A 16,609-nucleotide genomic window follows, 5' to 3' on the forward strand; every position below is an offset into this window, starting at 1 on the left:
ATGTTTCAGCTGCATAAAAAGAGCCGAAACATGTGAAATATAAGCTTGAAATTATTGGTTAAAACTTCTCGCCAACACCATTTGACAAAGAACCTATAAACCTCACCCCCGTGCCTTTGACACGGGGGTTATTTTGTCCCTTGATTGATGCCATTCAATCAAAGGACGTCATTTTCAATCATCGTTTCGTTCTCCTTTCGTTAACTTCCATCCTATTGCTTAAAGTCCTTACTGGTTAATTCTCGCCTTCTCCATAGGCTTTATCTCGCCTTATTTCTACTCGTATATGTCTCCCTTATCGAGACTTTCTCATTAGCGTCATTTTTCCCTCTCTAACGAAGATCATCGCTAAGTAAAACCGGTTATAAGCAATCGTTTTTGACTTCATTTGATTTTTTTTGAAATAAAATGATAGAAAATGATTGATTTTTGTAAGCGTTTCAGTTATGATAAACCTATAGTAAGAAACAAGCACTTTTATCTTTTATTTTTACAGCACATGACTTTAATTTCAGGAGGGTTAAAACATGAAAATCACTGAATTGTTGACAAAAGACACTATTCTACTTGACATGTCAGCGACATCCAAAGCAACCGCGATTGACGAACTGGTTGAGGTATTGTTATCGGCAGGAAAAGTCAATGACAAGCATCAGTTTAGAGAAGACATCAACGCACGCGAAGCCCACACTTCAACAGGGATTGGCGATGGCATTGCGATTCCACACGCGAAGTCTAAAGCCGTCAAGACACCGGCAATTGCCTTCGGTCGGAGTCAATCAGGGGTCGATTACGACGCGCTTGACGGGAAAGACAGTCACTTGTTCTTTATGATTGCCGCACCTGTTGGGGCAAATAATGAACACCTTGATACGTTAGCCCGACTATCCAGTATGTTAATGGATGAGAGTTTCCGCCAAGGAATATTAACAGCTTCTTCTAAAGAAGAAGTCTTAAACTTAATCGATCAAAAAGAAGCTGAACGCGAGGAAGGTGAATCACAGATGAGTCACTCAACGAAACGCATACTAGCTGTAACCGGTTGTCCAACCGGTATTGCCCACACCTATATGGCCGCCGATGCCTTAAAGGCAAAAGCGAAAGACTTAGGTGTTGATATCAAAGTCGAAACACGTGGGTCTGGTGGGGCGAAAAATGTCTTAACCGATGAAGATATTGCCTCAGCCGATGCGATTATTATTGCGGCTGATACAAATGTTGACCAAGAGCGGTTTAGCGGAAAAGTACTCATTCAAGCAGGTGTTACCGACGGGATTCGTCGTCCTGAACAACTGATTAACGACGCGCTCAAATCTGATGCACCTGTTTACCGCGGCAGTGGTAACCGATCGACTAGCGCAAGTAGTGGCAAACAAAAGAATGCTTTCTATCGTCACTTAATGAACGGTGTGAGTCATATGTTGCCGTTTGTTGTCGGGGGCGGGATTTTAATCGCCCTTGGCTTTATGTTTGGGATTGAGGCACACGTGGAAGGTCATGAAACGTACAATGAATTTGCCCGGGCGCTTAATACGATTGGTGGCGGAAATGCTTTCGGTCTGATGATTCCGGTATTGGCTGGATTTATTGCGATGAGTATCGCTGACCGGCCTGGACTCGCCCCTGGTATGGTTGGTGGCTTTATGGCAGCTCAAGGGACAAGTGGTTTCCTTGGTGGTTTAATTGCTGGTTTTATGGCAGGTTACATTGTCGTACTGTTAAAGAAATTGTTTGCCAATATCCCACAATCACTTGATGGGATTAAAACGATTCTGATTTATCCATTACTCGGCATTTTCACAACCGGGATCATTATGTTTTATGTTATTGAACAACCGGTTGGTGCCTTTAATACGGCCTTAGGTGATTGGTTACAATCACTTGGGACTGGTAACGCGATTTTACTCGGTTTAATTCTTGGTGGTATGATGGCCGTTGATATGGGTGGTCCGATTAACAAAGCAGCCTATACGTTTGGTATTGCGATGATCGCAGAAGGATTCTTAACACCACATGCGGCGATTATGGCGGGTGGTATGGTGCCACCACTTGGTATTGCGCTTGCGACATTTGTCTTTAGAAATCGTTTTACTAAAGAAGAACGTGATGCTGGTGTGTCTAACATTATTATGGGGGCAAGCTTTATCACTGAAGGCGCGATTCCATTCGCGGCAGCTGACCCGGGACGCGTGATTCCTTCGCTTGTTGTTGGTTCAGCAGTATCTGGCGCCTTATCCATGTTCTTTGAGATTGGTCTTCCTGCACCTCACGGTGGGATCTTCGTTATTCCACTCGTGGAAGGTAGTGCCCTGATGTATATTGTCTCTATCTTAATTGGAGCTGTCATCTCAGCCATGATGCTCGGTCTATTAAAGAAACCAATCAAAGCCTAACGATTGTAACATCACGTTTATATTGATAGACAAGAGGTCTTAAATAAGCTTTCTTCTCTATGATTTAAGCACGTAACCAAGCCGCGGTTACGTGCTATTTTTATGCGTTTTTTATACATTGATTCATTTAATATGGTACAATAAGGCTAGTCATGATTATCGAAAATTTAGAAGGAGGACACTTTCATGCCCTGTCCCCACTGTACGATCGTTGGACATAAGATTACCTTTTCACTTGATCGTGAACGAATTGACTTAATAAAAAATCATTTCACCCAACACAACTTCCCGATGGATATAGAGGAGGATCAACTAACGACCCACGAACAAGGCGCACGTGAATTAGTCGACTTTCTTTTGGCTATGGACTTAGCGACTGATGTTACATTTAAAATCAATAGCTATGACTGGTTACCACTAAGCGACTTTAAAGATTATCAAGACGCCTCATGGGTTGATGAATTGTTGTTTGAACCGTTCATTCAGATGCATTTCCAACCGATTATTAAGTCTAACGGGGAGATTTTTGCTTATGAGATGTTGTCGCGCTTTGTCGATCGCCAAGGTAAGAAAATATTTCCGGATGTGATGTTTCCTGCCGCAAAAACACGGGGACGGACCTTTGCCTTAGACCGTATTTGTCGCATTAATGCCGTTCGACAAGTGAAACGCTTATTGCCGAACCAAAAAGCCTTTATCAACTTCATTCCAACCGCCATCTATTTACCTGAATTTTGTTTAAAAACAACGACAGATCTTGCCCATGCGCTTGATATTGATAGCTCTCGATTTGTGTTTGAAGTCGTTGAGACAGAACAAGTAAAAGATACGGCTCACCTTCAATCAATCCTTAAGTACTATCAAGATAATGGTTTTCAATATGCGTTAGATGATGTCGGAAGTGGTTACAATACGCTGAACTTTTTAAAAGAATTAAAACCACCCTATATCAAACTTGATCTCACCTTCGTTCGCGATGTCAACCGAGATCTTGACAAACAACGGATTGCAAAAGAAATTCTAAAGATGCGTGACCAATTCGACGCGATGGCGCTAGCAGAGGGCGTTGAAACAATAGAAGAATTCAACTGGCTCAAACAAGCCGGCTTTGATTTATTCCAAGGCTACTTATTCGGTAAGCCAGAAAGCGAGCCACTCACAACCCCATCGATTGATTTAACTTCTCTTTAACTCACAAAGAGCCCGAGATATGATTGTCTCGGGCCCTTTCTTTTTTAAAATCTGTTCCTAAGGCGCTTGCTTTCATGCTTGAAAGACGACTGTTTGTCGCTTTCATTTGTGGAAGAAAGTTGTTTAAAAAGGTAAAACAAAAAACAAACCTCTTACATTTTGGCCGATTCATTAGCCAAAATGAGAGGTTTGTTTCTAGTTTGTATCCGTCATTTGTCTGTGCATTTTATTTTTTTAATGCTTTTTTATCTCACAAATGAAACTGTCGACGATACATTAGCCATCCACCCGCAAGTAATACACACCAGAACCCAAAATACATGAAGAGATACATCGTTGTAGCCGTCTCCGGTAACGCTTCATGATTACCTTCTTCTTCTGATTGGTTATCTTCGTGCGAATCTTCATCAGGCGAAGCTGATTCATCCGTTGGATCATCCCCTGGTGTTGCTTGATCGGATTCGTGATCTTCCTCTTTATCTGCGTCCGCTTGATCATCTGGATTGTCAGTGTCGTCATCGACTACATCGTCATCTGATTCCTCTGGTGGCGTCATATCATCGTTATCGTCTGCCACTAGTTGTTCGATTAAACCGTAGCTACTAAAATGCTTCACATGCATGATAACTTCACCTGTTGTTTGATCCACGGATATAATATCTGCATTGTGGTCAAATACCATCGCGTTATCATCATTGACATAAAGAATATTTAAACGGGTCCAATCGGATACTTTAGTCGGGTCGATCTTCATCTTTAGTGTAATCCCTTCTTCACTAAAGTCAATCGCTTGATCATCCCCTGATAAAACAAAACGGGTAAAACGACTGATAACGTGATAGGCGTCTTGATCAATCATTGCCGACAAGCTATCGGTGATATCTTCCATTGTCAGTGTGACTTGGCCGTGATTTTTTAAGGCACTGACCGGGATACTGACGGTTAACTGTTCTGATGTTAATTCAATATGCCCTGAATCGTCTAATTCGGTTACAAGTGTTTCAGTAAATGTAACCTTACCATTCGGTAAGTCTAGTTGATACACAGCTGTTTCATCGTCCGATATGACGCGATCAAAACCTGCGACGGCATCGACAAGCACTGGCGTCATCTCATCTGAGTCATCCTCACCTTCTGAATCTGTGTTATCTCCTGAGTCATCCTCATCTTCTGAATCAGGGTTACCTTCTGATTCGTCCTCGTCTCCTGACCCGACCACGACCTCATCAAACTCAGGCCCCGCTTTTATAAGAGGATGAGTCGTATCATAATAATCCGAAATTGCTTCATCATCTAACGCCTGTCCATTATAAATGATGACGTCATCGATATAGCCTTTATATGGTGAATCCCAGTAGTTGACCCCAAGCCCAAATGTCGCTTCATTTGTCTGAAAGACATCCGGGAAATCATTACCTTCATAAACTTTTTCACCATCAATATAGATTTGAACATGACCAAAACTAACGGTAAATGTTACCTGTGACCAGGCGTTGACCGGGATCATAAAATCGAGTTCTGCGTCATACCACGTTGTCCCAGACCACAGCTTCGTTTTCCCATTACCATGTGAGCCGCCAGGTAAAAAGGAAAGCCAGCGCTCAGCCGTATCTGCCGCAAAAAAGGCGGAAGTAAAATCAACAAGGGTCTCTGGTTTTAACCAAAAAGAGACGGTGTATTCTTTCTCTGTGATCAGCCCTTTCCCTAGGTTCACACCTGAATCTCCGTCAAAGTAAAGCGCACGCCCTTCTCCTGCTTCTACAAATGTCGCGGTCTCTCCTGGTTGGTCCAGGCGCTCTTTTGTCGGGGTAACACTCGTAAAGTTGCCGTAACTATCTTGTAAATGGTCATTAAAACTAAAGTGAGCGCTCGGTGTTACGTCTGGTAAGGTTGTACTGACTTCCGGCACCTCACCTTGGTAAAGGTCCTTCACATCTTGATCCGATACCGTATAGGACTGGTAAATAACAAGTTCATCCATCCAGCCTTTAAACGCTGAATCAAATGGATTGACACCGAGATAGATAGTAAGCGCCTCGCCATTAACAACCGAATTAAAGTTATTAAAGCTCGTCTTCTTTTTACCGTCAATGTAAATATGTCCTTTACCGTATTCATTTGTTAGGACGACATGACGCCACTCACCTGGTGTGGCTACTTCATTCGTTATCCCATCAAACCATTTTTCTGTCGGGGTGGTGACTCTTGACCAAACTAAAATCTCATCATTCCACCCTTTTGGATTAACGGTGAACCAATGATCCGCATCACGCATAACAAAAAGTGACGGGGTAAAGTTTGTGGTCACTTCAGGGTTAAACCAAAAACTAATCGAGTAATGGTTATCTGTTAGTAACCCTTCCGGTAACACTAAACCTGATTGCCCATCAAAGTAAGCCGCTTCGTTTTTTTGTCCTGCTTCAAACGAGATACTCCCCTCATTCGTTTCATCATCATGTGGGGTGTCATCTGTCACAATTGCCGCATCGAATTGACCGGTTTCATCATCTAAATGACCGTCAAAACTAAAGTGTGCTTGTAACGTTGGTTGTTTTAAACTCCTCACGACGATATCAAATGTCTTTGTCTTAACAACATCGTTTAAAGTAACGGTTGCTTCAAGTGTGACAACCGCATCCGCGTCACCAATTACCGGACGCGTCACCGTCCCGTCTGAACTTATAACGGCATCATTTGACGATACCCAAGTAATCAATGCCCCTTTGGTCCCCGTTGTTGGTAAGGTCACGTTTGATATTGTCTCACGAGGTAAATCAAGCGCTAATAACGTTTCTGTCACACTCTCTTCGTCTGTAAGGGCACTCGCTGGATGCATGATGCCCCATAGAGATTCGCCATTTTCACTTAACGCCGTAAACGTCGTCAGCCACTGGGCACTTGTTTCATCCCATTGCGTTAAGACCACACCTTTTGCTGTTAGTTCCTGTGTTTCAATCGTTAAGTAAGCGCCGTCTAATGACCATGTACCAGTAAGTGTGCCGGTTATCGTATAATCATCATGAAGTTCAATCAATGTTGATTCAACGATCTCGACTGCATTGTTTTTACCATGATTCACATATTTATATGTGCCCACAATTTCCTCTACACTGATGGATTCATCCAGCACTTCCCCAGCATAGCGTAAAGGCGCCATCACACGCCAACCGTCTTTGTTATTAAAGAGTTGGTGCACGCGCAGTTCATGTTGTTCGCCGCGATCCGGGAACCTTGCATGAAAGACGTTAAACTGTTGGTTCGTCGCCCAATCAGTATAAATGGAATTGTGTCCTGGTGACACATAACCGTAGCCCCTGCCTTCACCTGGTTCACCTGTTGCTCTCGTAAATAAAAAGTTTCCCGTTAATTTATTACCATACCCCGCATTATTGACACCACTCGGTAACACCGCAGGTTCGCCTGCCCTGTCAAGATACGGTCCATCTGGCTGTTCTGAGCGGAACTGACGCATATGGTAGCCACCATCTGCCCCTAGCCAACCATAGGTTACATATAAATAGTAATACCCATCATTAGCATTATACTCGACATAAGGACCTTCACCGGACTTCGTGTAGCCCCCTGAGATTTTCGTACCGAAATAACGGTCAATCATTCGACCATCCGCGGTTGTTCCATCCTCTCCTGGATGAATCACTTTCCCGGTTGTTTGGTCTACTTCTAACATAAAGATGCCACCTGACCATGAACCGTATGTCATCCATAGTTTACCATCAGCATCATAAAAGAGATTCGCATCGATCGCATTGGTGAAAAGCGTATTATTGTAGTCACCAGAAGCGTTAAACCAACCTTCTCTCACCCCACGGATGACCCCTTGTTCAATCAGTTCAGGGATATTTGTCCCGTCTACATGTTTATTGACATCACTCTTATCATCATACGCTTCTTTATTGGTGAAGCCTGAATAAATAAGGGTATCCACATGTTCATACGGTCCTTCAATTGTCTTCGATACAGCATAGCCAATCACAGAGCGAATATAAGTAGAAGAAGCACTATAATAGATCATATAGGCACCCGTCGTACCATCTTCCCACTGATAATCTTTATTAAAGAACGCTTCCGGTGCCCATACCGCATAACCTCCAGCACTATCGGCATCATCTTCACCTGCCCATAAGAAAGCTTCAGCTAAATTCTCACTCAAGTCTCCGTATAAAGCATTACCCGGTGTTTGATAGCCATTGGTGAACGTCTCCCAGTTCATTAAGTCGGTTGATTTAGCTGCTTCGCCGTGCGTCCCAAACGCATAGAAATAACCATCACTGGCGATAATTGATGGGTCATGCACACTCACATTCGTAAATGTTGGGACGTTTTGTTTTTCTGGTAATGACGGTATGTCCTCATTTGATATAGTGACATCACCCGGTTGTTCCGGCGTCTCTTCTGGTTCTTCTATACTATCATGACCAAAGCTAGGCGCGGTTGTTGCATAATACGATTGAATCATCGACTCGGTCACGTTCGTGCCATCATAGAATACCAACTCATCCATTAATCCATGATAATAAGCATCTGGAAAGGGATTAAATCCGAGTAAAAATTCATTGTGTCGCCCCGTAAATAAGTCGGGTATACCTGACATTGTTCCGATTGCTTCACCATTAACATAGATGGTTGTGACACCACTATCTGATGCGATAAAGAAGTGATTCCATTCATCATGGTTAAGCTCTGGTAAAGGCTGATAGTGATAACTAGCTGGTAAAGTATCTTTTTCACCTACTTGATAAATGTACTCACCCTTACCACCAATGGCTGGCGACAAGCCCATTCGCGATAGACCCATGCCTGCATAAAAAGCACTTGTAAAATTAGAAATCTCAGCGGTTTGCTTAAGCCAGAAGCCTACGCTATAAGTATCTGATGTAAGCAAATTATCCGGCAGCTTGATCCCGGTTGTGCCGTCAAATCGTACAGATTGATTCACCCCATTCTCCTCATACGTGAATGTATAATCTGATTGTTCTCCCCATTCCGACACACCCTCTTCATAACGTGTCCAAGCTGTGCCTGTTTTTTGACTATCGGTTTGATCGGCTAAATTCCCATCAAACGGGAAATAAGCCGTCGGTGAGACGGTTTGTCCACCCTCTTCATCTGGTACTGTCGTTTCTGCGATTAACCTTAAAGTTGACGTTGGAAGCAACAAAGAGATAATTAAAATCATCGACACTAAACGCTTCATCTAACATTCCTCCTGTAAGTGATCTATACGTATAAGAAAATGAGAACACACACTAAAAAAATCCAGCTCCTTTCCTCGATAGTTCAATCGTTTTAATCAAGTCCATTCGATTAGTAAGCGTTTTCATTTTGCTTGATTATACGTACATAATTATAATTATAATATACTAGATAAAAGTTATCAGTACAAGTTGTTTAGCATTTATACAAGTTCAATCAATATTAATATAAACATCAATATGACATATGTATAATACAATAACATTTACTTTTTAGTTAACAAAAGTGACAATCATTGATCCATCCTAAGATACCCAGCCACAGATGTATGTCCATGTCTGAAATCGATAAAAAAACAACCTACTAAACACTGCTTATGCAGCTTAGTAGGTTGTTTAAAAGTTATTTATTGCTCAATAACTTAGGCGGTCACAAACGCGTCCACTCTTTTCATGACGGCTTGTTCAATCGCATTGAGTTTTGATTTTGTTTCAAGTTCTGCTTTACCAGTCACACCGAAATAAAACTTCACTTTCGGCTCTGTACCAGATGGACGCACACAGAACCAAGACCCATCATTTAAGAAATATTTCAATACGTTTGATTTTGGTAGATCAATCGTAGACGCTTGATCTGTTTTTACTTCTTTTCGTTGACTTGTCTGATAATCTTCAATCGCCGCAACAGTAAACTCACTTACCTCAGTAGGAGGTGTTTCTCTAAAATCACGGATTAATGCGTCAATTTTTTCAGAGCCTTCTTTACCTTTTAACGTGAGTGATCGCAGTGATTCATAGTAAAAACCATACTTTTCAAATAGTGCTTCTAGCCCTTGGTAAAGCGTCTTACCTTGTTGTTTATAGTAAGCAGCGACTTCAGCCGCTAGCATCGCTGCTTGGACGGCATCTTTATCACGGACAAAGTCACCAACTAAATAGCCATAGCTTTCTTCATAACCGAATAAGAATTCACGCTCATCTGATTCAAAGTTATAAATTTGTTCACCAATAAATTTAAAACCTGTTAAGGTATCGATTGTCGTTAGTCCATGATATTCAGCAATATCACGGCCAATTTCACTCGTGACGATTGTTTTTAACACCGTTAAGTTTTTATTGAAATGGTTCGTTTTCTTTTTCGCTTCAATTAAGTAATCAAGCATTAGCGCACCGACTTGGTTACCCGTTAAGACGACAAACTCACCGTCATTATTTTTAGTCGCCACACCCACACGGTCAGCATCTGGATCCGTTCCTATTAAAATATCCGCATCCGTTTCCATTCCTTGTTTAATAGCTAAAGTGAACGCTTCACTTTCTTCTGGGTTAGGTGATTTTACGGTACTAAACATTGGATCAGGTAATTCTTGTTCTTTTACGACATCAACATGGGTAAAGCCCATATTTTGAAGCGCTTCTCTAACCGGTAAATTACCTGTCCCGTGAAGAGGTGTGAAAATAATTTTCAATTCATCCTGGACAGATGCAATCATATCTTTATCTTGTACAATCGATAATAAAGCCGCTTGATAAGCACGGTCAATATTTTCTCCTACCATCTCAATCAAGTTTGCTGCCTTCAGTTCCGCTTCGTTACCTGCTGAAATCGTTAGTTCATTTTCAACCGCATTTACTTCAGCAACGATTTGTTCTGCCTCATCAAGTAACACTTGGCATCCCTGGTCGTTGTAAACTTTAAAACCGTTATATTCTGGTGGATTATGACTGGCAGTTACCATGATGCCGCTAAAGCAATTGAGATGACGTACCGCATACGATAACTCTGGTGTTGGTCTGAGTGCATCAAACACATAAGCCTTAATCCCGTGGGTTGCGAGTACTTTTGCTGCTTCCATAGAAAATTCCGGCGATTTAAACCGTGAATCATAAGCAATCACGACGCCGCGTTTTTTCGCTTCTTCACCATTTTTCTCAATGTAGTTACTTAAACCTTTCGCCGCTTTACGGATTGTATAAATATTTAAGCGATTCGTTCCTGGTCCTAATTCCCCGCGCATACCGCCGGTACCAAATTCAAGGTTTTTGTAGAAACTGTCTTCTAACTTCTTCTCATCATCTTTCATTTCATCTAACTGTTGTTTTAATTCTGCGTCAAGCTGTTCTGCTTGTAGCCATTTTTCATAAGCTTGTTTATAGCTCATTTGTTTCGCCCCCTAAACAATTGATAGTGCTTACACGTCTTTATTATACCAGAAATAGCTAACTTGTGAATAAAAAAAACGAAAAGAGTTACCGATAAGGTAAATTCTTTTCGTTTTTACTTTATTTGATGATCAACATGCATGATTGTTCGTGTTTTTTTACTTTTCTTGTTTCAATACCGCAACACCAAATGGTGCGAGGTTTAAGTTGTCTGTTACTGTTTCATCCGTCAACAGCTCCACATACGCTTGGTCGAGTCTGACTGTCACCGCAGTAGGGTTAAAGTTCATCACAAAAATATAAGCCGCTTCATTACTTTCACGTTTACTTACCTGAACACCCTCAGGTAGCTCACCTGAAAAAGCAGGTGTGATATTCAGTCTATCGATTAACGACCGGTAAAAATCTTGTTGGAACCTAAGCTCAAATCGAGCCGCTTGATAATAAGCTTGACCTTCACCGAGCGTATTAACCGTCAGTGCTGGGTAGCCTTGGTAAAAGTCTTGATCATACGTCATCAACGTAGCTGCTGTTTCAGTATGGGCCAGGTCACATAATTCTTTAATGCGATATGTGCCATTTAAAGCTAACGCATTACCGACTAGTGTCGTAGCAGCATTGTATTCCCCGTCACTTAACGCATCGATTTCTTCTGACCAAATACCTAACGTCGTTCTTAGTGGTCCTGGGAACCCGCCTAAATGGGTCAAGTCTGTTTCATTCACAATCCCTGACCAGTAAGTGGAGACAAATGTGCCACCCTTTCTTACATAGTCTTCAATTTTCTCACCGACTCCACTTCGAACCATATATAGCATTGGGGCAACGACGAGTGTGTAAGGAGATAAATCACGTTCTTCGCTAATCACATCGACATTTATACCAAGCGCATGTAAGGCACGATAATGTTCTAATACAGTTTCCTCATAGTGGACGCCGATATTACGCGGGCCTTGACTGTCGTTAATGGCCCAACGGTTTTCAGTATCAAAAATAAGGGCCACTTTAGCATGAATCCGCGTGCCAACAACCTCTTTTAATGCTTCAAGTGAATGGCCAACCTCCGTCACTTCTTTAAATACACGGGTATGTTCATGACCCACATGATCAACCACTGCTCCGTGGAATTTTTCACTGGATCCTCTACTTTTACGCCACTGGAAATATTGGACCGAATCAGACCCATGGGCGACCGCTTGAAGTGAACTTAAGTGATGCATCCCTGGTTTCTTTAACTTACTAATGTCTTGCCAGTTCGTCAGACTTGGTGTGGATTCCATTAATAAGAAGGGTTTCCCGTCTTTTAATGAACGGAACCAATCATGATTCATCGCCGTATAGCTCGCAACCGTTAAATCATCTTTAGCCCCGTGCCAAGTAGGATAGGAATCCCATGAGACGATATCTAAGTCATCTTTAAATCGGTCATAGTTTAAGCCATCAAATAACTCCATAAAGTTTGCGGTGACTGGAATATCTGGATTTTTCGCCTTAAGTGGTTTGACTTCGTGGCGATAAAAATCAAGTGTTTGATCAGTCACAAATCGCTTCCAATCAAGATTTTGACCGTGGACAAACTCTTCACCGTGTGGCGCTGGTGACTCGACTTGAGTAAATGATGTGTACGTATGACTCCAAAAGGTTGTCCACCATGCTTCGTTTAACTGATCAAGTGTTCTATATTTTTCTTCAACCCACTCGCGGAAGGCTTGTTGACAATAATCGCAATGACAATCGCCGCCATACTCATTGGAAATATGCCAGCCTAACACTGCCGGGTGGTTGCTATAGCGTTCTGCTAACTTTGTATTCATGATCGTTGTTTTCTCGCGGTACACAGGTGAGGTGTAACAATGATTATGACGCATGCCGTGTAAGTTACGCTTACGGTGTTCGTTTACCCGCAACACTTCTGGATATTTTTCTGACATCCACGTTGGACGAGCACCGGTCGGTGTCGCTAAAAAGACGGACACGCCATTGTCGTATAACCGGTTAATCACTTCATCTAACCACTCAAAATCAAATACCCCTTCTGTCGGTTCTAATTTAGCCCATGAGAAAATCCCGACCGACATGACATTGACTTTTGCTTGTTTCATTAAGCGTAAATCTTCCTCAAATATTTGCGGATCATGGGCCCATTGTTCTGGGTTATAATCCGCTCCGTGTAACATCACAGGGTTTTTTGTTACTGATTGACACATATTATTCACCTTCATTTTCTTATATAATTAACTCATTGACAAAACGTCAGTTATTCCGTTCACTTTTAGTATAAAGCGCTTCCTAACTGATTAATAGGGGGAAAATAATCTACTCAAGGTTCAGATTATTAAACTTTTTCATCCCATTAATCTTTTTTGTGTGTATCACGGTACTGTTTCGGTGTCATCCCCGTCTTCGTTTTAAAGGTTGAGACAAAATGACTGACCGCATTATAACCGACCATCTCGGCAATTTCTCTTAACGTGAGCGTGACATCCGTCAATAAGAGTCGTTTGGCTTCACGCATGCGCAGTTGAACTAAAAAGGCATACGGACTAAGACCGAAGGTCTCGTGAAATAACTTATTGATATGTTGCGGACTTAAATGCGCATGGGCACTCATTTCTTGCAGGCCGATATTGTCCTGGAAGTGCGCTTCTAAAAAGTCAACAATTGGCCTGACCCGGCTAAACGATTGATTCTTTGTTAGAGCTGATTCAATCTCTCCGTATTGTTTAATGGTCATTAAAATGTCATACATATAACTCGAGCGAATAAAACTTTCACTGATCGTCTCTTCATGTTGATCCGTTAAAAAGCGAAACACGCGGTCAATACTTGTTTTAAAGACACCGGGAGTCTTTTCTTGATAAACGGCCGCTTGATTCATGGCAAGTACGTCTAAAATTTTATCAACAGCTTCACCACCAAACGTTGCATACACGGTTGACCACGTCTCTGTTTTATCATAATTCGGATGATAACTATGCGCTGTATACGGCGGCAGCAACAACCCTTCTCCTGGTTTTAGCGTAATCGTTTGATCGATACACGTAATGACCCCTTCACCTTCAATTGTTTGAAGCCAGTGATAGTAGGGGTAACCTTCCGGGCGTTCAAAGTCCAGTTCTTTCGGGTTATACCCAATCGAATCTAGATAAATCGGTACGTTATGATGATCGGTATACGTATACCTAATTTTCTTCTCCATCGTTCACATCCTCATCCCTCTATTAGGTTGATCGATACTGTTTATTTTTTAGTTTGACTACATAGGTCCCACATAGCCACCCCTTATGTTCTTAGTATAACTTATTAAGTTATTTTAACAAAGCCCTTTCCCTCCGATTGCTTGTTTCAACACCGTTTGACCATTAATTCGATAATCTTCTTAAAACAGCCTAGTCAAACGAGTGAATATGTTTTAAAATAGACATGTTAAAGACCGAAACATAAAGGGAGCGAATGTGGTGACAAATAATCAATTGAAAGATGAAGTAAAAGTATTTAGTTTAAGTTCAAATAAGCCATTAGCTGAGGCGATTGTTAAAGAACTAGGCATTGACTTAGGGGATTGCACAATTAAAACGTTCAGCGACGGTGAAATACAAATCAATATTGAGGAAACTGTACGTGGATACGATACTTACATCATTCAATCTACTAATGATCCGTCGGATCAGCATTTAATGGAAACGTTAATTATGTTAGATGCCTTTAAGCGCGCATCAGCCAAAACCATTAACGTTGTTATGCCTTACTTTGGTTACGCGAGACAAGACCGTAAAACGCGCTCACGTGAACCGATTACCGCTAAATTGATTGCTGATTTAATCGAAAAAGCAGGCGCTACTCGTGTAATGGCGATGGATTTACATGCGACACAAGTACAAGGCTTTTTCGATATTCCAGTAGACCACTTAAATGGCCAACCGATTTTAGCTGATTATTTTATTGAGAAAAACTTAGAAGATGTCGTTGTCGTAGCACCAGATCACGGCAGTGTTAAACGCGCGCGCTCATTTGCAGAAAGACTCAACGCACCGATTGCGATTCTTGACCGCCGGGGACCACGTGACACAGTTGAACATGGTCATTTATCTGTCGTAGGTGACGTTGAAAACCAAACGTGTATCTTAATTGATGACATCGTCGATACTGGCCGCCGCATTTCTACTGGCGCTGAAGTCCTGATCAAAACAGGCGCAAAAGAAGTCTATGCGACCTGTACGCACGCTGTTCTGTCTGGGATTGCTAAACAAAACATCGAGCTGTCTCCGATTAAAGAACTCGTTGCAACAGATACGATTAATATCTCAGAAGACAAACGCTTTGATAAACTAACCGTTCTTTCAACCGCTGAACTATTCGCCGAAGCGATTCGTCGCGTACACTTTGAAGAACCTGTTAGTCCATTATTTAATTACTAATCATTTATAAAGAGAAGATGCCCCAGCATCCTCTCTTTATTTCACTTTATTGTAATCGCTTTTATATTTGTTCTTTCTATTCTTTTTAATCTTATCCACCTTTTTTATCCTCCATCACTCAAGGCGTTCGACACCTCTCAATGAATCAGATAGGTAAGTTAAAATTACAATTATACCCAAAATATTATATATGATATCTTTACTTTTTCATACTGAGAATCCTTTTTGTTCTTATTTTATCGCTTTCATGTTAATATGAAATTAAGACATAATACGAGGAGAGATTACATGGACAAGAAACGTTTAATTATTTATCCGCTATTATTTTTAATTACCCTCGCCATTGCCACCCTTGGCTTTACTCGCTTTGGTTTCGATGGTCTGATTCTACCGATGGGGGTTACCTATCTCTATTTCACAATGATCTTCCTCATTGCGACCGCCATTAAGAACAACTCTATCGTTGATATCGGTTGGGGTATGGGATTTGTGATTGGTAGTTGGGCTACTTTACTGACGACAGATGACAAAACAACGTTATCTTATATCGTTGTCGGCTTTATTACCTTCTGGGGATTACGGCTAAGTCTAAGATTGTTAAGACGAAATTACGGGAAACCTGAAGATTTCCGTTACCGTCAATGGCGCGAGGAGTGGGGAGACAATGTCGTCCTGATTGCCTTCTTCCGAGTATTCATGGTTCAAGGCATTATTAATTTCGTCGTTGGCTCTGCCGGTTACGCGGTTATAAAATATAATACGTTTGATTTTACTGGTGTTGGTCAGTGGCTTGTTTATATTGGCTTAGCCATTGCTTTTACCGGACTATTCTTTGAAGTTGTTGGCGATGAACAGTTACGTCAGCATATTAAAAAGGGCACACGGACGTTGTTACAGTCTGGCCTTTGGTCAGTGACCCGACACCCGAACTATTTCGGCGAGATTCTCATTTGGATTGGCCTTTACATCGCTGGTCTGTCCATGCTTGTGGCGGATGAGATTTCCGTTATCTTCTATGTTTCACTCATTCTTTCACCTGTGATTATGAGTACGGTTCTAATTAAAATCTCGACACCGCTCCTAGAAAAAAACATGGAAAAATATGATGGCTGGGAAGACTATAAAAAACGCGTACCAATGATTTTCCCTTGGGGGAAAACGGACGCTTAAATACGATGACAACAGATGACGGTCACAGTGCCGTCATCTTTTTTTGTCTACCTTCGTCTGT

8 protein-coding genes are annotated in these 16,609 nt (G+C 41.7%); 4 read left to right on the top strand and 4 right to left on the bottom strand.

Translation table 11 applies throughout. The annotated features are described in order from the left end of the window. Positions 1-527: 527 nt before the first annotated feature. Positions 528-2,393 carry a PTS fructose transporter subunit IIABC gene (locus BM390_RS06725; protein ID WP_089853639.1) on the top strand — a complete coding sequence of 622 codons (1,866 nt, stop codon included), beginning with the start codon at positions 528-530 and terminating at the stop codon, positions 2,391-2,393. Between the two features lie 186 nt (positions 2,394-2,579). Beyond that, on the top strand, positions 2,580-3,584 hold the full coding sequence (locus BM390_RS06730; RefSeq protein ID WP_089853642.1) for an EAL domain-containing protein: 1,005 nt from the start codon (positions 2,580-2,582) through the stop codon (positions 3,582-3,584). Between the two features lie 250 nt (positions 3,585-3,834). Here the strand turns inward: BM390_RS06730 and BM390_RS06735 are convergent, their stop codons facing one another. From BM390_RS06735 to BM390_RS06750, 4 genes are all read right to left on the bottom strand, one after another. Further along, complete coding sequence (locus tag BM390_RS06735; RefSeq protein ID WP_089853645.1) at positions 3,835-8,799, bottom strand: LamG-like jellyroll fold domain-containing protein; 4,965 nt, start codon at positions 8,797-8,799, stop codon at positions 3,835-3,837. A 420-nt stretch (positions 8,800-9,219) separates the two neighbouring features. Further along, on the bottom strand, positions 9,220-10,959 hold the full coding sequence (locus BM390_RS06740) for a phospho-sugar mutase (protein WP_089853647.1): 1,740 nt from the start codon (positions 10,957-10,959) through the stop codon (positions 9,220-9,222). Between the two features lie 159 nt (positions 10,960-11,118). Then, positions 11,119-13,167, bottom strand: coding sequence for a beta-galactosidase (locus tag BM390_RS06745; RefSeq protein ID WP_089853650.1), 2,049 nt, complete (start codon positions 13,165-13,167; stop codon positions 11,119-11,121). 146 nt (positions 13,168-13,313) lie between these two features. Beyond that, positions 13,314-14,159: an AraC family transcriptional regulator gene (locus BM390_RS06750; RefSeq protein ID WP_089853653.1), complete on the bottom strand. Its 846-nt coding sequence runs from the start codon at positions 14,157-14,159 to the stop codon at positions 13,314-13,316. Between the two features lie 259 nt (positions 14,160-14,418). Here BM390_RS06750 and BM390_RS06755 point away from each other — a divergent pair, with 259 nt between their 5' ends. Further along, a complete protein-coding gene (locus BM390_RS06755) occupies positions 14,419-15,378 on the top strand; it encodes a ribose-phosphate diphosphokinase (protein ID WP_062321449.1) in 960 nt (319 codons plus the stop codon). A gap of 288 nt (positions 15,379-15,666) precedes the next feature. After that, the gene (locus BM390_RS06760; protein WP_177220654.1) at positions 15,667-16,548 is read left to right on the top strand and encodes a DUF1295 domain-containing protein; all 882 of its coding nucleotides are present in this window, start codon (positions 15,667-15,669) and stop codon (positions 16,546-16,548) included. Positions 16,549-16,609 lie beyond the last annotated feature (61 nt).

Source organism: Halolactibacillus miurensis (assembly GCF_900116255.1).
In the GTDB taxonomy this organism is placed as follows: Bacteria; Bacillota; Bacilli; order Bacillales; family Amphibacillaceae; genus Halolactibacillus; species Halolactibacillus miurensis.

What these genes read in the sequence shown, in the direction of transcription:
- BM390_RS06725 (WP_089853639.1), top strand. Translation starts at nt 528, where the DNA reads ATGAAAATCACTGAATTGTTGACAAAAGACACTATTCTACTTGACATG.
- BM390_RS06730 (WP_089853642.1), top strand. Translation starts at nt 2,580, where the DNA reads ATGCCCTGTCCCCACTGTACGATCGTTGGACATAAGATTACCTTTTCA.
- BM390_RS06735 (WP_089853645.1), bottom strand. Translation starts at nt 8,799, where the DNA reads ATGAAGCGTTTAGTGTCGATGATTTTAATTATCTCTTTGTTGCTTCCA.
- BM390_RS06740 (WP_089853647.1), bottom strand. Translation starts at nt 10,959, where the DNA reads ATGAGCTATAAACAAGCTTATGAAAAATGGCTACAAGCAGAACAGCTT.
- BM390_RS06745 (WP_089853650.1), bottom strand. Translation starts at nt 13,167, where the DNA reads ATGTGTCAATCAGTAACAAAAAACCCTGTGATGTTACACGGAGCGGAT.
- BM390_RS06750 (WP_089853653.1), bottom strand. Translation starts at nt 14,159, where the DNA reads ATGGAGAAGAAAATTAGGTATACGTATACCGATCATCATAACGTACCG.
- BM390_RS06760 (WP_177220654.1), top strand. Translation starts at nt 15,667, where the DNA reads ATGGACAAGAAACGTTTAATTATTTATCCGCTATTATTTTTAATTACC.